Below are 18,476 nucleotides of genomic sequence, written 5' to 3' on the forward strand. Positions count from 1 at the left end.
TCGTCCTGAGCCAGGATCAAACTCTCCGCTAAAGAAGTTAAACTTCTATCCGAGAGCCTGTTGGCTCAAAAGTTCATTCTTGTAAAAGAATTGTTGTTTCGTTGACTGACATCAACGATGTTGCATCTGGCTTGTTAGTTCAATTCTAACATGTTTTGCATTGTGTAGTTTTCAGGGTACATCCTGCGCCGTTTCTAGCTTTGTGGAGGTTCTCACCCCCGCGCAGCTCTCATCGGCGCGACTGTCATAATATAACACAGGGGGGTGGTGCTCGTCAACCCCCTTTTTTCATTTTCCGCATCTTTTTGATAAAATCCCATCCCCATCATGCGTCATACGTAAAGTTGAGCTCCGTCCGCGCTGCGAGCAGCGGCGCTGCGGCATCCTTCTCCGAGAGAACGACGGGGGCAAGCGGCCATTCGACGCCGATCTCGGGGTCGTCCCAGCGGATATTGCCGTCGCAGTCGGGTGCATAGAGATTGTCTGCCTTATACAACACCTCAACATCGTCGGTCAGTGTAATGAAGCCGTGGGCAAACCCGCGCGGAATGAAGAGCTGACGATAGTTCTCCGCCGAGAGTTCAACGCCGACCCATTTCGCATATGTCGGCGAGCCGCGACGAATGTCGACAGCAACGTCGAAGATCGCACCGCGCGCGACGCGCAGCAGTTTCGCCTGTGCCATGGGGTTCAGCTGATAGTGCAGTCCGCGCAGGGTTCCCTTCTGCGCAGAAAACGAGTGATTGTCCTGCACGAAGTCGACGAAGATCCCCGCATCCTCCATCTTTTTCTGCGACCAGCTCTCCATGAACCAGCCGCGCGCATCGCCGAAGACCTTCGGCTCGAGGATACGCACGCCCTCGAGAGCCGTTTCAATTACATTCATATACTCTCCTGTACATCCTTAATCAGTCGTTTCAAATAGATACCATACTCGTTCTTTGCAAGAGGTTCCGCAAGGCGCAGCACCTGCTCAGCGTCGATGTAGCCCATGCGGTAGGCAATCTCTTCAATGCAGGAGATTTTAAGCCCCTGCCGCGCCTGTATGGTCTGGACAAAGGATGCCGCCGAGAGGAGCGACTCATGCGTCCCCGTGTCAAGCCACGCATAGCCGCGCCGCAGGCGCTCGACATGAAGCGTCCCCGCCGCGAGATACGCCTTGTTCACGTCTGTGATCTCAAGCTCGCCGCGCGCCGATGGTCGAATCCCGCGCGCAATCTCGACGATGTCGCTGTCGTAGAAGTAAAGCCCCGTAACGGCATAATTCGACTGCGGCTCTTTCGGCTTCTCCTCGAGCGAGAGAGCTTGCCCATCCTCGTCGAAAGACACAACGCCATATCGCTCGGGATCGGAGACGTAGTAGGCGAATACGGTCGCCCCGTCCTCGCGGCGTACAACACGCTGCAGCACCTGCGCGAAATCGGAGCCATAGAAGATATTGTCGCCGAGAACGAGCGCACAGCCCTCGCCCGCAACAAAATCCGCGCCAATGATAAACGCCTGCGCGAGACCGTCGGGACTCGGCTGCACGGCATACGAGATGGACAGCCCGAGCTGGCTGCCGTCGCCGAGCAGCGCCTGATAGAGTGTGCTGTCATTCGGTGTCGTGATGATGAGAATCTCCCGTATCCCCGCGAGCATCAACGCACTGAGCGGATAGTAGATCATCGGCTTGTCATAGATCGGCATGAGCTGCTTCGATACAACCTTCGTCAGCGGGTAAAGGCGTGTGCCCGAGCCGCCCGCGAGGATAATTCCCTTTTTAATCATCCCGTCACCTCTCTGAACTTTCTTTATAATCCATTGTAAGAGATTTTCGACTGTAAATCAAGAAAAACCTGCCGCATAAAAGCTGCGACAGGTTTGTGCCCCTCAGTTTTTACTGAAGCATTTCCATAATATGAGCGACGAGGATGCCGAACGGCGTGCCAATAACGTAGCCCATCAGCGCCATGAGGATGCCGACGGGGATGAGCGAGCCGGAGTACGTGCCCGCAAGTACGGGTGCGGATGCCGTGCCGCCGATGTTCGCAAGCGAGGCAACGCACGCTGTGAACATATCGAGATGGAAGAGGCGCGCGAGGAAGAACATGAGCGTAAAGTGCACGCCGAGGATGATGAAGCCCGTCAGGATCCAGTACGGCGCATCGCCAAGTTCGAGCAGGGATGCGCGCGAGGCGAGCAGGGCAATGACGGAGTAGAGCAGGACGTTCGACATCTCCGCCGAGCCTGCAACACGCCCAAGCGGCGAGACTGCGCCGATGAGTCCGAGGATGGTGATAAAGAGGATCGTCCACGTTGCCTTGTCGAAGAACGGGACAGCGGCATTGAGCATTTTCCCGACATTTGCACCGACCGCCGAGACAATGAGCGCCGTGCCAAGGAGGAGGATCAGGCTCTGGAAGGTGATCGCGCCCGTGTTCAGCTTTGCATCCTCTTCAAGGCTGCGCGACACGGTATCAAGTTTCGTTGTATCCGCCTTGTTCCAGCGGTTGAAACGCGGCGCGAGCGTGATGAGCCAGAGCAGGAACATGACCCAGATCGAGTAGTCGATGGAGTCGACAACGAGTGCGTAGCCCATATCCGCCTCGGAGACGCCGAGCGCTGCCTGCACAGCGACCATGTTGCCCGAGCCGCCGAGCCACGAACCGCAGAGCGCGCCGAGCGCCATCCACGAATCAGAGCCGATCAGTCCCTTCATCACGAGGAAGGCGACGACGAAGCCGATCATGATGGTGAGGGACGCAGAGAAGAATCCGAGCAGCATCCGGGGGCCGAGCTTCAGCACCTTGCGAATGTCGCAGCGCAGCAGCATGGTGAAGACCATTGCGTACGTCAGCGAATTCTTGAGCGCGCCGTACGTCGGCTTTGTCGCCGCCATATCCCATGTTCCGACGGTGCAGAGCAGCATGGAGATGAGGTAGACGAGCACGACGGCGGGCAGGTAACGGAACAGCGCCCCCCCCGTCCCCTTTTCGAGGGACACGAGCACCCCCGCGAGCATGATGAGCACGGCGACATAGGTAAATCCATCCGTAATCATAAAACCACTCCTTACCATAAAGCATGATAATTCCTTGAAGAATCGCAATGTTGATTATATAATAAAGTCATGATATGGCACAATGGACTTCTTTCCTAGAATGCGCTCATTTGCGAAAGAATTCTGTATACAGAAGAAGGAGGATTCCTATGAAAATCACAAAGATCGAACTCGGCATGCTCTCCGTCCCCCTGCGCGTCCCGTTCAAGACGGCGCGCCGACGTGTGGACAGCGTGGAGGATGTCATCGTCCTCATCCGCACGGATACGGGTGCAACGGGCTACGGCGAGGCGCCGCCGACGGGCGTCGTCACGGGCGACACGACAGGTGGCATCATCGACGCAATCCGCACGCATCTCACGCCGCTCCTCGTCGGGCGCGACGTGAACGAGTTCGAGGATCTCATCCGCGGCGTGCAGTCTGCGCTGATTCACAACACTTCAGCAAAGGCTGCCGTCGACATGGCACTCTACGATCTCTACGGCCAGCTGTGGAACATCCCTGTTCACAAGCTGCTTGGCGGCGCACGCGACAACATTGTCACGGATATCACAATCAGCGTAAATGCCCCCGACGAGATGGCGCGTGATGCGCGCGATGCGATTGCGCGCGGCTACGACACACTCAAGATCAAGGTCGGCATCGATCCCTCACTCGATGTGGCGCGCCTGAGCGCCGTGCGCGAAGCGGTTGGCAGAGACGTGCGCATCCGGATCGATGCAAATCAGGCGTGGAAGCCGCGCGAGGCGGTGCGCATCCTTGCACAGATGGCAGAGAAGGGACTCGATATCGAGCTTGTCGAGCAGCCCGTCGCTGCAGCAGACATCGACGGACTTGCCTATGTCACGCGTGAGAGCGACATCCCCGTGCTCGCGGACGAGTCCGTATTCAGCCCTCCCGATGCCCTGCGCATCATGCAGCTGCACGCCGCCGACATGGTGAACATCAAGCTGATGAAATGCGGCGGTCTCTATCCCGCGCAGCAGATCATCGCAGCGGCGGAGGTCTACGGCGTGGAGTGCATGCTCGGATGCATGCTCGAGGCGAAGATCTCCGTCAATGCAGCTGTCGCGCTCGCCTGTGCGAAGCAGATTGTGACACGCATCGACCTCGACGGTCCCGTGCTTTGCAGCGAAGACCCGATTGAGGGCGGTGCCATATTCGACGAAAGGGACATTACGGCTTCCTCCGCGCCGGGTCTTGGGATTCGCGGCGTGGCGGGGTTGCGTATGCTGTAAGGAGGTTTCATGAGTACATCTGTGAGTTTCGCCGTCGGCGAGCCGTTCCCTCTGCCCGTCCTCGCACAGGCGGACGGCGGCATGTTCCAAGTGGACAAGAACGGCATGATGTTCCTACTTCAGCTCTCGCGCACGGACGCCATTGCTGTCGAGGCGTTCCGCACGGGCGAGATTGAGCTTGCCGTGACGGAGGGGGACGGTGTTCTCTTCCTCCTCTACCGCATTGACGGCATCTTCAAGGACGGCTGGGGCGACGCGCCGCTCTCCCTCTCTCTCGTAAAGGAGGATCTGCTGCCAGATGAGGAGAGTCTGCGCGCCCCGACGATCCACCTCTATCTGATCGACGCAAATCTGAAAATCCTGCTCGCACAGAGGACGGCATCCATGCCCGAGGAATTCGCCGAGATCATCCGCGCATATGTACGTGCGGAGAAAGAATCGCCGATCTCCGCCCTCGCCTTTCAAAAGAAAGTTGCAACAATCTGGGCAGAGAAATCCGCCGCCGACCTGCGGAGGGCAGCAAAGGCTGCGCACACGCTGCCGATGACGCTTGGGACGATACATTAAAAGAAGGCTGCTGCACGCTCATGTTGTGCAGCAACCTTCTTTTTACTATTTCCTCCGCAGTTCCTTGACGATACGCGCAACGAGTGCCGTACGCGCAAACGGCGTGATGATGTAGTAGCCGTCGATATACGGCTCAATGTCCTTTGCAGTCTCGAGCGAAAGCTGCACAGCAAGCTCCTCCGCCGCCTCCCGATCTAGTCCGTGATAGGCGTCGATGATGCGCTGCTCGACGTGAATGCCGGAGATCTCGCTCTCCATGAAGCGCGCGTTGCGCTCACTGACGACGGGCATGATGCCGCCGAGGATGAGTGCCCCGGGCAGGGTGTCGCGCGCCGTGCGGAGGTTTTCCTTCGCCCGGCTGCTCAAGACAGGCTGGGTAAAGAAGCCCGTCATGCCCGCCTCCATCTTCTTTTTCGCAAGGCCAAGCTGCGACGGAAAATGGATCGAGTTCACGTTGAGTGCGCCGAATACATGAAACGGCACAACGTCACCGCGCTCGCCGAGGCTCTTGATAAAGGCGGAGAGCTTGCGCGAGTTGAACTGATAGACGCTCTTTACCTCGTCGCGCTCCGCCGTCGGGATGGGGTCGCCCGTAATCGCGATGAGATTGTGCACGCCCTCGGCGCTGAGTCCGAGGAGGATGGACTTGATCGCATTGAGGTTGCGGTCACGGCAGGTCATGTGCGGAATCGGCTCGAGCCCAAGGCTGCGCTGCACGCGCCCCGCGAGCATTGCCGCATCCATGCGCGCGCGCGCGATGGGATTGTCCGCAATGGTGATTGCATGAACGCCCGCCTCCATCAGCTCCCGTGCACCCGCCATGAATTTGTCCGCATTGCCGACCTCAGGCGGGTCGAGTTCGACGGCGATGGGTGTTCCTCCCGTTTTCAACGCCTCGAAGAACGCGCTGTGCGACGCTTCAAGCGACGTGTGTTCCGCCTGCCCCATGTGCTCTGTCGATACGCGTCCGCTGTCTGCAAGTGCAAGACACAGTGCACGGATATGCTCCGGCGTCGTACCGCAGCAGCCGCCAACGATGGAGACCCCCTCACGCACCAGTGCCGCAAGCCCGTCACCAAAATAGTCCGGCGCGCTCTCATAGAAGGTGCGTCCGTCGATGACGATCGGATGTCCCGCGTTCGGCATAAGGGAGAGTGGAAGGGTGCACGTTCCGAGAAGATGGACGAGCTCCTTCATCGACTGAACGCCGCTCACGCAGTTAAAGCCGACGGCGTCGATATAGCCGCTCTCCGTGACCGTGCGGATCAGTTCCTCGACGAAGAAGCCGTCGCGCGTATAGCCGCCAGGAAATGCCGAGAAGGAGGTCAGGACGAATGCCTCGGGGCATACCTGCTTGATATGTGCCGCCGTCTCGACCAATCCCTCAGTTGAAGAGTTCGTCTCAAATAGAAAGTGCCGCGCCCCCCCCGCGAGGAAGGTATCGACGAGGAAACGATATTCGTCGAGGATGTCAGCGGGCGGCAGTCCCGTGACGGGGCCGATGTCCGCAAATACATAGGCGTCGAACGGCTCTGCCGCGCGTGCGGCGATCTCCCAACCCGAACGGAGGATGCGCTCGACGAGTGCCGTATCGCCCTGATAGACGCTGCAGTTCGCCGCAAATGTATTCGTCTTGATTGCCTGCGCTCCTGCACGCAGGTACTCCGTATGGATTTCCTCAACGACACGCGGGGTCTCGATGTTCGCGAGCTCCACGCCCTTGCCGCGTGTATGCGTCTTTTGAGCATAATAGGTGCCCATGCCGCCGTCAAAGACGAGCGGCTCTTTTTTCAGATGTTCCCGTATTGCCATGCGCTCCTGGCTCATGTCTGTTCAGCCTCCCTGCGTTATCCGAGTACGCGGCGTGCAATCTCAACAATGCTGCGCGCATCGCCCGCATAGTGATCCGCACCGATCTCCTTTGCATAGTCCTCCGTCAACACTGCGCCGCCGACGACCGTCTCGCACGGATGTCCCGCCTCGTGCAGGGCTTCGATGGTCTTTTTCATTGCCGTGACCGTCGTCGTCATCAATGCCGAAAGGCCGATGAGCCCGACCTTCTTTTCGATGGCGACCTCCACAACACGCGTGACAGGAACGTCACGCCCAAGGTCAATGATCTGATAGCCGTAATTCTCGAGGACGACCTTGACAATATTCTTGCCGATATCGTGAATGTCGCCCTCAACAGTCGCGAGGATGATCTTCCCCTTCGACACCCCCTCGCCCGCTTCGGCGAGGCGCACCTTGATGAGCTCAAGCCCCGCCGTCGCAGCATTTGCCGCATTGATGAGCTGTGGGAGGAAGATGATTTCCTTTTCGTAGCGGTCACCCACGATATCAAGCGCAGGGATGACCTTCTCCTGTATGATGTCCATTGGTGCCATCTCCGTGAGGAGTTTCCGCGTGATGCGCTCCGCATCGTCACTGAGCCCGCGTATGATGGCATCCATCAGCGGATCGACTGCGTCTGCGCTCTCCGCAGCGGCAGTCTGTACCATCCCTGCCGCCTCATCCCCCGTAATGCCGAGTTCCTTGCGGCGGCGCATCTCCGCCTGCTCGGGCGCAAAACGCTCGATGTAGGCGGCGCAGTCCACATCCTCCCCCGACACGGCGCGAAAGGACACGACGGCATCCATGACACCTTTCGTATTCGGATTGATGATCGGGAAATCCAAACCAACGTGCATCGCCTGTATGAGGAAATTCTCCGTCATATGTCCACGCGCGGGCAGACCAAACGAAATATTGCTCACACCGAGCGCGCAGTGAAGACCGAGCCGTTCGTGCACCTCGCGCACGGCACGCAGGGTCTCCATCGCCTGCGTCTGCTGCGCCGAGACCGTGAGCGTCAGACAGTCGATGATGATATCCTCTCGGTCAAGACCGTACTTTTCTGCCTCCGCGACAATGCGCTCGGCAATTGCAACGCGCTGTGCCGCCGTCTCGGGGAGTCCGCTCTCGTCCATCGCCAGTCCGAGGACTGCCGCCCCATAGTGCTTCGCGAGTGGGAAGATGGCATCCATGCGCTCACGCTCGCCGCTCACCGAGTTGATGATGACGCGCCCATTCGTGACACGCAGAGCAGCCTCAATCACCCGAGGATTCGCGGAGTCGATCTGCAACGGCAGGTCGACAACGCTTTGCACCGCTTTGACGACATACGGGATGACCTTCTCTTCATCCACGCCCTGCGCACCGACATTGATGTCAAGCACCTGCGCGCCCGCCTCCTGCTGGGAGATCGCAAGTTTTTTGATGTAGCCGTAGTCCTCCTCAAGGAGTGCCTGTTGCAGACGCTTCTTACCCGTCGGATTGATGCGCTCACCGATGACATTGAGCTTGCCGTACTCCGCGACGCGTCCCGGTGATGCAACACCCTTGCGTTTTTTTCGTGCGGGACGCTCCGACGCCCCCTCAGCGACCGCCGCTGTGAGTGCACGAATAAACTCGGGGGTTGTGCCGCAGCAGCCTCCCATGATGAGCGCACCGCGCTGTGCAAACGCCGCCATCTCACGACCGAAGTCCTCCGCCGTCATCTCATACGCACCCGTACGAGGGTCAGGAAGTCCCGCGTTCGGCTTGACGATAATCGGCAGATCCGTCCACTCCATCAGCTCGTCCACAATCGGCAGAAGCTCCACGGGACCGAGCGAACAGTTCACACCGAGCGCATCGACACCGAGCGCATCAAGCGTGACCGCAACGGATGGGACAGCAGCACCGAGAAAGGTGCGTCCATTCTGCTCGAACGTCATCGTCACCCAGATCGGCAGCTTCGTATGTTCCTTCGCCGCGAGCACCGCCGCCTTGACCTCATAGAGGTCAGTCAGCGTCTCGAAGATGACGAGATCCGCCCCCGCCTCCTCGCCCGCGACCACCATCTCACGAAAGAGCTCATACGCTGCCTCAAACGAGAGCGTTCCAAGCGGTTCGACCAACTCTCCAATGGGGCCGATGTCGAGTGCGACCCGTACGCCCGATACGCCCGAGTTCTCTGCCGCACGACGCGCTGTACGGACATTCTCTCCAATGACCTCGGCGACAGTCTTTCCCGTACCGACGAGCTTGTGCCCATTCGCACCGAAGGTATTACTGTAGATGACACGACTGCCCGCCGCGATGTAGTTCCGATGAATCTCCTCGATCACATCGGGGTGCACCAAGCCGAACAGCTCGGGGCGCTCCCCGGGGGCAAGCCCGCGCGCCTGCAGCTGCGTGCCCATGCCCCCATCCAATATAATGATGTCTTTCATGCCCATTCTCCTATATTTTCCGGTTCCAAAAACAAATTTAAGTTTTTGCCCCTTCCCTGCATCTGCGCCCCGCCTTGCGGAAGGGGCAGGTGCGGAACATGAGACAGTGCTCGCAGTCCGGCGGTCGGTGCGGCTGCGGCGTACGCGCAATCCCCATAATCGCCGTCACTGACTTGCGCGGCACCATGATCGTCGTTGGCGTCAGCGAGACACCGATGCGCCGCGTCATATCGAGCAGTGCAAAGAATTTCGGCTGCTCCGCAATTGGCAGATCACCGTAGCCGGGGCTGAAACGATCCGTCAAATAACGCCCCTCGGCCTCCACAGCGCGGCGCATATCACTCTCGAAGTTGTTGCAGATATTCTCAATCGCCGTACTCGCACACGCATCCATGATGACGGAGTCCGCCGCATTCACGACCTCATAGCGCATCATCAGACGCTCGACACCGGGGCCGAGGGTCGCACCAAAAAGCACAACCTCCTCACACGGCTCAAGCATCCGAGGGATGTCATTTCCTGCAAACGTCACGCCGAGCACAGCCCCATCTTCAAGAGGAGCGTGACGATACGTCAGGCGCGGCGTCGCCGCTGCCAGCACCTCATCCGTACAGCGACGAATCTGCGCCGCAATCTCTTCCGTCAGCTCCTGCCCACGAAAGCCGAGATACTTTAGGATCTCATTCATATTCGGCGTTGTAAAACGCGGTTCAAACATAGCCTCTCCTATATAGTATAGTACACAAGATTAAGAGATTATAGCACATTCCTCCTCTCCTCACAAATATACTTTTGTCATGTCATGATATGTGTGCTATAATACTGCCCTGTCTTTTTTCTTTTCAGGGGGGAAATCGAATGATAAAAGAAGCGATCAAAAAGGTCGTAGGCAAGGAGGATCTTACCTACGACGAAGCATATGCAGTCATGAACGAGATCATGTCGGGCGAGACCTCTGCGGTCGAGAACGCCGCCTACCTCGCCGCGCTCTCCACAAAGAGCAGCGGCATGGAGACGATTGACGAAATCTCGGGTTCGGCGGCGGCGATGCGTGAACATGCGGAGCGCGTTGAACACGATATGGAAGTCATCGATATCGTCGGCACGGGCGGCGACCACTCGGGCAGCATCAATGTGTCCACCACCGCATCATTCCTCGCTGCTGCGGCCGGACTCAAGGTCTGCAAGCACGGCAACCGCGCTGCCTCCTCGTGGAGTGGCACGGCAGACTGCCTTGAAGCACTCGGTGTGAACATCGACCAATCGCCCGCAAAGGTACGCGAAGAACTGGACACGGTCGGCATGGCATTTCTCTTTGCCCAGCGCTATCATCAGTCGATGAAACATGTCGGCGCAATCCGCCGTGAGCTCGGCATCCGCACAGTATTCAACATCTTGGGACCGCTTACGAATCCATCGCGCCCTGCCTATATGCTGCTCGGCGTCTACGGCGAGCATCTCATGCGCCCGCTTGCAAGGGTACTGCCGGGGCTCGGCGTAAAGCGCGCCCTCATCGTCCACGGTACGGACGGCATGGACGAGATCTCTGTCGGCGCACCGACTCTCGTACACGAAATATCGGATGGCTGGGAGCGCTCCTATGAGATCCGCCCTGAGGACTTCGGCATCACTCCTGCCTCAAAGGACGCGATCCGCGGCGGAAAGCCCGACGAGAACGCCGCCGTCACACGCGGCATCCTCAGCGGCGAGATCACAGACGCCCGCGCGGATGTCTGCCTGATGAACGCAGGTGTTGCCATCTACATCGGCGGCACAGCATCCTCGATTGCAGACGGCATTGCGGCAGCACGCCGAACGATTGCGGACGGCTCGGCACTCCGAAAGCTCGAAGATTTCATCCGCATCTCTCAATAAATGGAAGGAGTTTGCATCTATGCAGGCACTCGAACAACTCAGCAATTTTGTCTCCCGTTATATGGCATTCTTCGTCATTCTGATCGCGGGCATCTCGCTCTTTCAGCCGTGGACGTTCATCTGGACAGTGCCGTGGATCACAATCCTGCTCGGCATCGTCATGTTCGGCATGGGCATGACCCTGCGCTTTGCGGATTTCAAGCTCGTCCTGCAGCGTCCGCGCGACGTTCTCATCGGAACGGTCGCACAGTTTGGCATCATGCCGCTGCTCGCATGGGCACTGGCACATCTCTTCTCTCTCCCACCGGAGCTTGCAGCGGGCGTCATCCTCGTCGGCACCTGCCCCGGTGGAACCTCCTCCAACGTCATGACCTATCTCGCACGCGGTGATGTGGCGCTCTCCGTCTCGATGACGATGGCATCCACCATCCTCGCGCCGATCATGACGCCGCTCCTCACGCTCTGGCTGGCAGGTCAGTGGATTGACATCCCGGCAGAGAAGATGATGATCTCCATCGCACAGGTCGTCATTGCGCCGATCTTCCTCGGCATCCTCATCAACCATTTCTTCGAGCGCCCCGTGCAGAAGGCGGTCAAGATCCTGCCGCTCATCTCCGTCATCGCCATCGTCCTCATCGTCGGCGGCGTTGTCTCCGCAAATGCGGGACGTATCATCGAGACGGGCGCACTCATCATGGTTGTCGTCATGTGCCACAACCTCCTCGGCTATGCGCTCGGCTTCCTCGTCGCGAAGATGTTGCGTATGGACATGGCAAAGGTCAAGGCGGTTTCCATCGAGGTCGGTATGCAGAACTCGGGACTTGCGACCTCACTTGCGCTCCTGCACTTTGGTGCAGCAGCCGCAATCCCCGGCGCACTCTTCAGTGTTTGGCATAATATCTCAGGATCGCTCGCCGCGAACTACCTTGCAAGTCGCATGAAAAAAAACCTCTAATTTTAAAACTCCTCCAAAAACCTTTTAGGACTTTTGGAGGAGTTTTTTATTTGCGTTGAATTATGCTCCAAAGAAACATCCTCGCTTCCACTATATGGGACGTGACCGGTTGGCGCGCCTCACTGCGCATACTCAAAAGAGGTGAAGGAATGAAATTAAAGTCAAAAATGCTCCTGTGGATTGGAAGCCCGCTCATTGTCATTTTTATCGCGATGGCTGCATTCTCCTACTGGGAAGCGAGTACGATGATCGAGGAGGCCACGAAGCGCGAGATGCGCGCACTCTCGGAGTATCACGCCGAGGAAGTCAACCGCATGGTAGCAGGCCCTATGGGCATTCTCGAGGGCGTTGGACGCGTATGGGCAACGAATATCCCGACCGACGAGAGATTCCTCGAGGTCGCACAGGATTTCACACCACGTCCGGATGTAGACTCGATCTACATGGGCTTCCCAAAGGATACAAACCGTCCCTTCCTCTACAGTGAGGAGGGTGTAGTGCCGCTCGATCAGTTCGATGCGACGAGCCGTCCATGGTATCAGCGTGCCGAATCAAAGGAAGACGTACAAGTCAACGATGTGGACAACCTCAAATGGGCAATGATTGTGGGGCTGCCGCTCTCCCTCGTTGTCCTCAGTGCACTGCTCTACAAGATCGCACAGTCCACTGCAGCGCCGCTGGAGAATATAGCAGGTGCGGCGCAGGAGGTTGCAAAGGGCAATCTCGCCATTCAGCCGCCTCAGCGCGACCGTGACGATGAGATCGGACAGCTGCACAACTCCCTGCTCACAATGGTCAAAAACCTGCGCGAGCTGATTCAAAAGACTGCGCAGACCTCAGAGCATCTTGCTGCCGCATCCGAGCAGCTGACTGCCTCGGCAGATCAGTCGGCGCAGGGTGCACAGAGCGCGGCAGAGGCGATCGTCAAGATCACGGGCAGCACGATCGAGCAGAACGAGGTCGTCGATGAGTCCTTCAAGACGGTTGACGGCATCACACACGCCATCGCAGAAGGAGCACGTCGGCGAAGGCGTCAAGCAGGTCAATCAGGCGAGCGAACAGTTCGACCGCATTGCAGGCGTTGTCAGCGAGCTCACGGAGAAGGTCGATGCCATCCTGAAGAGCACGGAGGGAATCAAGGCAGGCAGCACGCGCATGATGAACTCGGTCGAGGCCGTCCAGAAGGTCTCGAACGCCGTCCACAGCGAGGCAGAAAACGTCTCTGCTGTCTCCGAGCAGCAGGCGGCATCCATGCAGGAGATCGCCGCATCCAGTCAGACACTCGTGCAGCTTGCGCAGGATCTGCAGAGAATTGTCGGAGGCTTCAAGCTCTAAAAAACAGAATATATAACTTTGGGGAGACCGTCGTTTGGTCTCCCCTTTTCTGTCGAAACTCGTATAATTGCATACGAAAGGGGCAGCCCCGTTTGGGGGCTGCCCCTTCTCTGTGGCGATTTCCCGCAGGAAATCGTTTAGTGATTGAACATATTGCGCAGTGCCTGCTTGTTGACCTCACGGTTCAACTGCGCAAGATGCTGCGTGAGCTTGATGCTCTTCGGGCAGACTCGCTCGCAGTTCTGGCTGTTGCCGCAGCTCGTGATGCCGCCCTTCTCCATCAGCGCATTGAGGCGCTTCGGTGCATCGAACTTTCCGAGCGGATGGAGGTTGAAGAGAAGTGTCTGTGCCGTCGGTGCAGGTCCGATGAAGTCTGACTGCGGACCGACGTTCGGGCATGCCTCGAGGCAGCAGCCGCAGGTCATGCAGTGCGACAGCTCGTAGCAGGTCTCTGCCGTGTACGGGTTCTGAATCGGGGCATCCTTGTTGTCCCATGTGCCGTCGACCTCGACCCAGCCATGGATGCGCTTGAGGCTCTCGAACATGACCGAGCGGTCGATGAGAAGGTCACGGATGACGGGGAACGTGCGCGCCGGCTGTACGCGAATCGGCTGCGTGAGGTTGTCGATCAGGGCGCAGCACGCCTGCTGTGCACGGCCGTTGATGACCATCATGCACGCGCCGCAGACCTTCTCGAGGCAGTTGCACTCCCAGACCGGAGGCGGAACGCGCTTGCCATCCACCGTCACGGGGTTCTTCTGAATCTCCATGAGGGACGCAACGACGTTGAGACCGGGACGATAGTCGACTTCGAACTCCTGCGTATAGGGGTTCTCGTTCGGTCCATCCTGACGCTCGATGATAAAACGAACTTTTTTCTGTTCTGCCATGACTTCTATCCTCCCTTACTCCTTCTTGGCAACGGCGTAGTTACGCGCACGCGCCTTGATGAGTGAATGCTCGAATTCCATGTAGCTGACAACTGGCTCCTCGGTCTTCGGATCGTAGTCCACGATGGAGGTCTTCATGAAGCGCTCATCGTCACGGCCGTAGAACATGAGCTCACCGTCCGCGTCCGTCATGCGCTCGCCCTTGTCGTCGAGCAGGATCTTCGCATGTGCGCCGCGGCTCTCATCGCGGCAGCGCGCCGCCTTCGTAACAGCCATCGCATAGAGGATCATGTTGCGCAGCTGACGCACGAACATGGCTTCCTGATTTGCCCATGTGCCGTGGTCGGTGACGCCGATGTCATCCCAGCGCTTCAGGATGCCCTTGAGCTTTTCAAGGCAGATATCGAGACCCTTGTTGTCGCGCTCGATGGAGACGTAGTCGTACATGATCTCGCCCATCTCCTGATGGAGCTTGTGCGCGTTCTCAGAGCCCGTCATATTGCGGATCTTGTCGAACTCCGCAACACATTCCTTACGCGCTGCCTCGAGCTCTTCCTCGGTGAGTGCCGCGCCAAGCTCGCCGCTGCGCGCCCAGCGGAGCGACTCAGGCCCTGCGACATAGCCGGAGTAACTTGCCGAGAGGAGAGAGTTCGCGCCAAGGCGATTCGCGCCGTGGTATTGATGATCGCACTCGCCCGCCGCCATGAGGCCGGGGATGTTCGTGTGGTGGTTACGGTCGACCCAGATGCCGCCCATCGAGTAGTGCACGGACGGGAAGATCTCCATCGGCACCTTGCGCGGATCCTGACCGACGAACTCGGAGTACATTTCGAGGATGCCGCCAAGCTTGTGCTCGAGATAGTCCGCCGGGATGTGCGAGAGGTCGAGGTAGACGCGGCGTTCGTTGTTGACGCCGAGCCCCATGTGGACGCAGACCTTGAAGATCGCACGCGAGGCAACGTCACGCGGAACGAGGTTGCCGTATGCGGGGTACATCTCCTCGAGGAAGTACCAAGGCTTACCGTCCTTGTACGTCCAGACGCGTCCGCCCTCGCCGCGGCATGCTTCGGACATAAGACGGTTCTTATCCGAACCCGGGATTGCCGTCGGATGAATCTGGATGAACTCAGGGTTGCCGATGTGCGCGCCCTGCTGATATGCAGAGGAGACAGCCGATCCGTTGCAGATCGTGGACGCCGTGCAGCGACCAAAGACCTGTCCAGGGCCGCCCGTAGCGAGGATGACGACATCCGCGGGGAACGCCTTGATCTCGTTCGAGTTCATATTCTGTGCGACAAGTCCACGTACAATGCCGTCCTTGTTCTTGATTGCGCGGATGTATTCCCAGAACTCGTACTTCGTGACCTTGCCCTTGACCTCCCAGCGGCGCACCTGCTCATCAAGCGCGTAGAGAAGCTGCTGGCCGGTCGTAGAGCCTGCAAAGACCGTGCGCTTATTCTTCTGGCCACCGAAGTTACGGAGGTCGAGTACACCCTCCGGCGTGCGGTTGAACGGAACGCCCATGCGGTCAAACATCTTGACCAGACGCGGTGCCGCCTCAACCATGCCCTTGACCGCGAGCTGATCGGCGAGGAAGTCGCCGCCGTAGACCGTATCGTCAAAGTGCTCATAGACACTGTCATGTTCGCCCTTTGTATCCATGCAGGCGTTCATGCCGCCCTGTGCGCAGAGCGAGTGAGAGCGCTTCACCGGGCAGTAGGAAAAGAGGTCGACCTTGCCGCCGCCCTCGCAGATCTTCAGCGCAGCGAGAAGCCCCGCCAGACCGCCGCCGATGATCGCAATGTTATTTTCTGGTACTTTAGCCATTCTTACTCTCCTTTGCTGCGCTTCTTACATGAAATAGCTGCCCATGAAGGCGAGCGTAACAAGACTCATCAGCGTGCAGAGACCCATCGACAGCGCGTTGATCACGGACTGTGCGCGCGGGCCCTTTGCGATGCCCCACGTCATGCAGAACGTCGAGATGCCGTTGCAGAAATGGAAGATCGCTGCAAGCATACCGAGTGTATAGAGCACCGTATGGAGGATTGCATAATCGCCGGACACAAAGTAGGTGTAGAGCAGGTCATAGTTGATATGTGTTCCCATGACGCCCTTCTCCCAGACACGCATATAGCCGACGTGCCAGATGAGAAACGGGATGAGCAGCCATGCCGTATAGCGCTGAACGGCAAACTGCCAGTTGCGGACGTAGCCATAATTGCTGGGGTTGTTCTTCGCCTGCGCCGCAATATAGATGCCATAGATCGCATGGAAGAGAATCGGCACGGCGATAGCAAAGATCTCAAGTCCGTAGAATACGGGACGCGGAATGAGATCCATCATGGCCAGCGCATCATTGAACGCCTTCGCACCGTTGAGTACGGTCGAGTTCGTAAAGACGTGCTCGAAGAGGAACACGCCGATAATGACGAGTCCGACCAATGAATGCAGCCGCCGCATGTAAAAGGTTGTGTGGAACATTTCATACCTCCTGAAATATGTAGACCTTTGGAGTCGCTGCCCGACCCCGCGGCCGGAGCAGCGCCCCCGAATGATTTGTCATGCGCCAAACCATCGGCATGAACACTCTGATGAGGATGTGTGATTAGAGTTTGCGATAGGGCTTCTGCCCCATCTCGTAGAAGTTGTTGCCCTCGGAGTCAATCACGACGATGCAGGGGAAATCCTCCACCGTCAGCTTTGCAACCGCCTCGGGACCAAGCTCGGGGTAGCCCACCACTTCATACTTCTTCACGGATTTCGCAATGAGTGCCGCAGCGCCGCCGACAGCAGCGAAGTAGGTGACGCCGTTCTTCTTCATTGACTCCACGACCGCAGTCGAGCGCGAGCCCTTGCCCACCATGCCCTTGATGCCCTGCTCAAGCATCGTCGGCGTGTAGGCATCCATGCGGCCGGAGGTCGTCGGACCCGCCGAGCCGATCGGATCGCCCGGCTTCGCCGGCGTCGGTCCGAGGTAGTAGACAATCTGATCGTGCCAGTCGACCGGCAGCGGTTCTCCCTTTGCAAGTGCCTCTGTCATCGCCTTATGTGCCGCGTCGCGTGCGCTGATGATCGTGCCCGTAATGAGAACGCTGTCGCCCGCCTTGAGCTTGCGCGACATTTCCTCCGTGAACGGGGTCGTAATACGGATGCTTTCCGCCATGAGTATTCCTCCCTAGATAATACACAGAAAAATTTGTTACAGGACGCGGTGCGCATGCCGAAGTGCATGGCAGCAAATCGTCACCGCAACGGGGAGGCCCGCAATGTGCGTTGCGCCCCACTCTACGTTCACGGCAAGCGCAGTTGTCGTACCGCCCAGCTGGGGGCCGATGCCCGTCTTGTTGATCATCTCGAGGAGCTCACCCTCGAGCTTGGCATACTCCGGCATCGGATGGCGCTGATCGATCGAGCGCGTGAGCGCCTTCTTCGAGAGGAGTGCCGCCTGATCCATCGTTCCTCCGATGCCGACACCGACCACCTCGGGCGGGCACGGATTCGGGCCTGCATGCTGAATGATCTCCATGACCGCCTTCTTCACGCCCTCGACCCCGTCCGCAGGAACGAGCATCTTGACGCCGGACTTATTTTCCGAACCAAAGCCCTTCGGCGCAATCGTGATGCTCAGCTTATCGCCGGCAACGACCTTCGTATAGATGACGCCCGGCGTGTTGTTCTGCGTGTTCTTGCGGTTGAAGAGCGGCTCTGCAACGACCGACTTACGCAGATAGCCCTCCGTATACCCCTTCGCGATGCCCTCGTTGATCGCATCCTCGAGGAGACCGTCCGTGATGTGCAGATCCTGCCCGATCTCCACAAACACGATGGTCATGCCCGTATCCTGGCAGTAGGGACGATCTTCCTCGCGTGCGATCTCAGCATTGCGAATGATCTGATCCAATACGACTCTTCCTACGGGTGACTCCTCCGTCTCTCGCCCCTTTTTGAGTCCCTCGTAGACATCATTCGGGAGATAGTACGCCGCTTCTTTGCACATCTCGGCGACGTTCTCCGTGATTGCTTTTGCGCTTAGCTCTCGCAAAATAATCCCTCCTATAAATATAACTTATACACAGGTTGATTAGACTATATCATATTTTTTTCTTGCTTTCAAGTCTTTCAAATTTGGCGTAAAGCCTTGAAAAAAGTGAATCTCATTCAATTTCGGGAAGACGAAAACAAATTAGAATAATATCGTTTTTTTATTATCTATCTTATTGTTTTATATTTCAATCGAATCTTTTCGCTGTAATCAATAAATTTTTTATAGCGTTTTTGTTATTATGTATATAAAATCCATATCATAAGATATGG

General features: G+C 57.8%; 17 protein-coding genes and 1 pseudogene. 6 read left to right on the plus strand and 12 right to left on the minus strand.

The features are described 5' to 3' along the window. Positions 1 to 325: 325 nt before the first annotated feature. From rfbC to HMPREF9163_RS00055, 3 genes are all read right to left on the minus strand, one after another. Positions 326 to 886, minus strand: coding sequence for a dTDP-4-dehydrorhamnose 3,5-epimerase (gene rfbC / locus HMPREF9163_RS00045; protein WP_009439558.1), 561 nt, complete (start codon positions 884 to 886; stop codon positions 326 to 328). Next, positions 883 to 1,770 (minus strand): glucose-1-phosphate thymidylyltransferase RfbA, encoded by an 888-nt coding sequence (rfbA, locus tag HMPREF9163_RS00050; RefSeq protein ID WP_009439559.1) that lies wholly within the window; start codon positions 1,768 to 1,770, stop codon positions 883 to 885. The genes rfbC and rfbA overlap by 4 nt, the downstream gene beginning before the upstream one ends. 109 nt (positions 1,771 to 1,879) lie before the next feature. Further along, positions 1,880 to 3,043: a DUF819 domain-containing protein gene (locus tag HMPREF9163_RS00055; protein WP_037345412.1), complete on the minus strand. Its 1,164-nt coding sequence runs from the start codon at positions 3,041 to 3,043 to the stop codon at positions 1,880 to 1,882. Positions 3,044 to 3,192: 149 nt separating this feature from the next. Here HMPREF9163_RS00055 and HMPREF9163_RS00060 point away from each other — a divergent pair, with 149 nt between their 5' ends. Then, positions 3,193 to 4,281 (plus strand): dipeptide epimerase, encoded by a 1,089-nt coding sequence (locus HMPREF9163_RS00060; RefSeq protein WP_009439562.1) that lies wholly within the window; start codon positions 3,193 to 3,195, stop codon positions 4,279 to 4,281. Between the two features lie 9 nt (positions 4,282 to 4,290). Continuing rightward, positions 4,291 to 4,848 (plus strand): hypothetical protein, encoded by a 558-nt coding sequence (locus HMPREF9163_RS00065; RefSeq protein ID WP_009439563.1) that lies wholly within the window; start codon positions 4,291 to 4,293, stop codon positions 4,846 to 4,848. Positions 4,849 to 4,893: 45 nt separating this feature from the next. Here the strand turns inward: HMPREF9163_RS00065 and HMPREF9163_RS00070 are convergent, their stop codons facing one another. From HMPREF9163_RS00070 to HMPREF9163_RS00080, 3 genes are read right to left on the minus strand one after another with little or no spacing between them, the layout of a single operon-like run. Next, positions 4,894 to 6,675 (minus strand): bifunctional homocysteine S-methyltransferase/methylenetetrahydrofolate reductase, encoded by a 1,782-nt coding sequence (locus tag HMPREF9163_RS00070; RefSeq protein ID WP_009439564.1) that lies wholly within the window; start codon positions 6,673 to 6,675, stop codon positions 4,894 to 4,896. Positions 6,676 to 6,695: 20 nt separating this feature from the next. Next, positions 6,696 to 9,104, minus strand: coding sequence for a homocysteine S-methyltransferase family protein (locus HMPREF9163_RS00075; protein WP_037345415.1), 2,409 nt, complete (start codon positions 9,102 to 9,104; stop codon positions 6,696 to 6,698). 37 nt (positions 9,105 to 9,141) lie between these two features. Next, positions 9,142 to 9,822: a vitamin B12 dependent-methionine synthase activation domain-containing protein gene (locus HMPREF9163_RS00080; RefSeq protein WP_037345417.1), complete on the minus strand. Its 681-nt coding sequence runs from the start codon at positions 9,820 to 9,822 to the stop codon at positions 9,142 to 9,144. Positions 9,823 to 9,962: 140 nt separating this feature from the next. Here HMPREF9163_RS00080 and trpD point away from each other — a divergent pair, with 140 nt between their 5' ends. The 3 genes and pseudogenes from trpD to HMPREF9163_RS12690 all read left to right on the plus strand — a co-directional run. Next, the gene (gene trpD / locus HMPREF9163_RS00085; RefSeq protein WP_009439567.1) at positions 9,963 to 10,979 is read left to right on the plus strand and encodes an anthranilate phosphoribosyltransferase; all 1,017 of its coding nucleotides are present in this window, start codon (positions 9,963 to 9,965) and stop codon (positions 10,977 to 10,979) included. 19 nt (positions 10,980 to 10,998) lie between these two features. Next, a complete protein-coding gene (locus tag HMPREF9163_RS00090) occupies positions 10,999 to 11,934 on the plus strand; it encodes a bile acid:sodium symporter family protein (protein WP_009439568.1) in 936 nt (311 codons plus the stop codon). A 599-nt stretch (positions 11,935 to 12,533) separates the two neighbouring features. Next, positions 12,534 to 12,686 (plus strand): annotated as a pseudogene (locus tag HMPREF9163_RS12690) (hypothetical protein); the annotation flags it as partial. An 84-nt stretch (positions 12,687 to 12,770) separates the two neighbouring features. Here the strand turns inward: HMPREF9163_RS12690 and HMPREF9163_RS12695 are convergent. Further along, entirely contained in the window at positions 12,771 to 12,935 is a 165-nt protein-coding gene (locus HMPREF9163_RS12695) for a hypothetical protein (RefSeq protein ID WP_369796091.1), read from the minus strand. Here HMPREF9163_RS12695 and HMPREF9163_RS12700 point away from each other — a divergent pair. Next, positions 12,919 to 13,269 carry a methyl-accepting chemotaxis protein gene (locus tag HMPREF9163_RS12700; protein WP_009439570.1) on the plus strand — a complete coding sequence of 117 codons (351 nt, stop codon included), beginning with the start codon at positions 12,919 to 12,921 and terminating at the stop codon, positions 13,267 to 13,269. The two genes, HMPREF9163_RS12695 and HMPREF9163_RS12700, sit on opposite strands and share 17 nt — an antisense overlap. Positions 13,270 to 13,406: 137 nt before the next feature. On the opposite strand, the gene sdhB is transcribed toward HMPREF9163_RS12700, so the two are convergent. The 5 genes from sdhB to HMPREF9163_RS00120 all read right to left on the minus strand — a co-directional run bounded on the left by sdhB (position 13,407) and on the right by HMPREF9163_RS00120 (position 18,204). Next, the gene (gene sdhB / locus HMPREF9163_RS00100) at positions 13,407 to 14,159 is read right to left on the minus strand and encodes a succinate dehydrogenase iron-sulfur subunit (protein WP_006306036.1); all 753 of its coding nucleotides are present in this window, start codon (positions 14,157 to 14,159) and stop codon (positions 13,407 to 13,409) included. Positions 14,160 to 14,174: 15 nt separating this feature from the next. Next, on the minus strand, positions 14,175 to 15,986 hold the full coding sequence (sdhA, locus tag HMPREF9163_RS00105) for a succinate dehydrogenase flavoprotein subunit (RefSeq protein WP_009439571.1): 1,812 nt from the start codon (positions 15,984 to 15,986) through the stop codon (positions 14,175 to 14,177). A 24-nt stretch (positions 15,987 to 16,010) separates the two neighbouring features. After that, the gene (locus HMPREF9163_RS00110) at positions 16,011 to 16,643 is read right to left on the minus strand and encodes a succinate dehydrogenase cytochrome B subunit, b558 family (protein ID WP_009439572.1); all 633 of its coding nucleotides are present in this window, start codon (positions 16,641 to 16,643) and stop codon (positions 16,011 to 16,013) included. Between the two features lie 124 nt (positions 16,644 to 16,767). Next, a complete protein-coding gene (locus HMPREF9163_RS00115) occupies positions 16,768 to 17,325 on the minus strand; it encodes a Fe-S-containing hydro-lyase (RefSeq protein WP_009439573.1) in 558 nt (185 codons plus the stop codon). A gap of 36 nt (positions 17,326 to 17,361) precedes the next feature. Continuing rightward, a complete protein-coding gene (locus tag HMPREF9163_RS00120; RefSeq protein WP_009439574.1) occupies positions 17,362 to 18,204 on the minus strand; it encodes a fumarate hydratase in 843 nt (280 codons plus the stop codon). Positions 18,205 to 18,476 lie beyond the last annotated feature (272 nt).

Origin of the sequence: Selenomonas sp. oral taxon 138 str. F0429 (assembly GCF_000318175.2) — a bacterium.
In the GTDB taxonomy this organism is placed as follows: Bacteria; Bacillota; Negativicutes; order Selenomonadales; family Selenomonadaceae; genus Centipeda; species Centipeda timonae.

Bases quoted from the DNA above. Each gene is read 5' to 3' on its own strand.
- rfbA (WP_009439559.1), bottom strand. From the start codon at position 1,770: ATGATTAAAAAGGGAATTATCCTCGCGGGCGGCTCGGGCACACGCCTT.
- HMPREF9163_RS00060 (WP_009439562.1), top strand. From the start codon at position 3,193: ATGAAAATCACAAAGATCGAACTCGGCATGCTCTCCGTCCCCCTGCGC.
- HMPREF9163_RS00070 (WP_009439564.1), bottom strand. From the start codon at position 6,675: ATGAGCCAGGAGCGCATGGCAATACGGGAACATCTGAAAAAAGAGCCG.
- trpD (WP_009439567.1), top strand. From the start codon at position 9,963: ATGATAAAAGAAGCGATCAAAAAGGTCGTAGGCAAGGAGGATCTTACC.
- sdhB (WP_006306036.1), bottom strand. From the start codon at position 14,159: ATGGCAGAACAGAAAAAAGTTCGTTTTATCATCGAGCGTCAGGATGGA.
- HMPREF9163_RS00075 (WP_037345415.1), bottom strand. From the start codon at position 9,104: ATGAAAGACATCATTATATTGGATGGGGGCATGGGCACGCAGCTGCAG.
- HMPREF9163_RS00065 (WP_009439563.1), top strand. From the start codon at position 4,291: ATGAGTACATCTGTGAGTTTCGCCGTCGGCGAGCCGTTCCCTCTGCCC.
- HMPREF9163_RS00115 (WP_009439573.1), bottom strand. From the start codon at position 17,325: ATGGCGGAAAGCATCCGTATTACGACCCCGTTCACGGAGGAAATGTCG.
- rfbC (WP_009439558.1), bottom strand. From the start codon at position 886: ATGAATGTAATTGAAACGGCTCTCGAGGGCGTGCGTATCCTCGAGCCG.
- HMPREF9163_RS00110 (WP_009439572.1), bottom strand. From the start codon at position 16,643: ATGTTCCACACAACCTTTTACATGCGGCGGCTGCATTCATTGGTCGGA.
- sdhA (WP_009439571.1), bottom strand. From the start codon at position 15,986: ATGGCTAAAGTACCAGAAAATAACATTGCGATCATCGGCGGCGGTCTG.
- HMPREF9163_RS00080 (WP_037345417.1), bottom strand. From the start codon at position 9,822: ATGTTTGAACCGCGTTTTACAACGCCGAATATGAATGAGATCCTAAAG.
- HMPREF9163_RS00055 (WP_037345412.1), bottom strand. From the start codon at position 3,043: ATGATTACGGATGGATTTACCTATGTCGCCGTGCTCATCATGCTCGCG.
- HMPREF9163_RS00090 (WP_009439568.1), top strand. From the start codon at position 10,999: ATGCAGGCACTCGAACAACTCAGCAATTTTGTCTCCCGTTATATGGCA.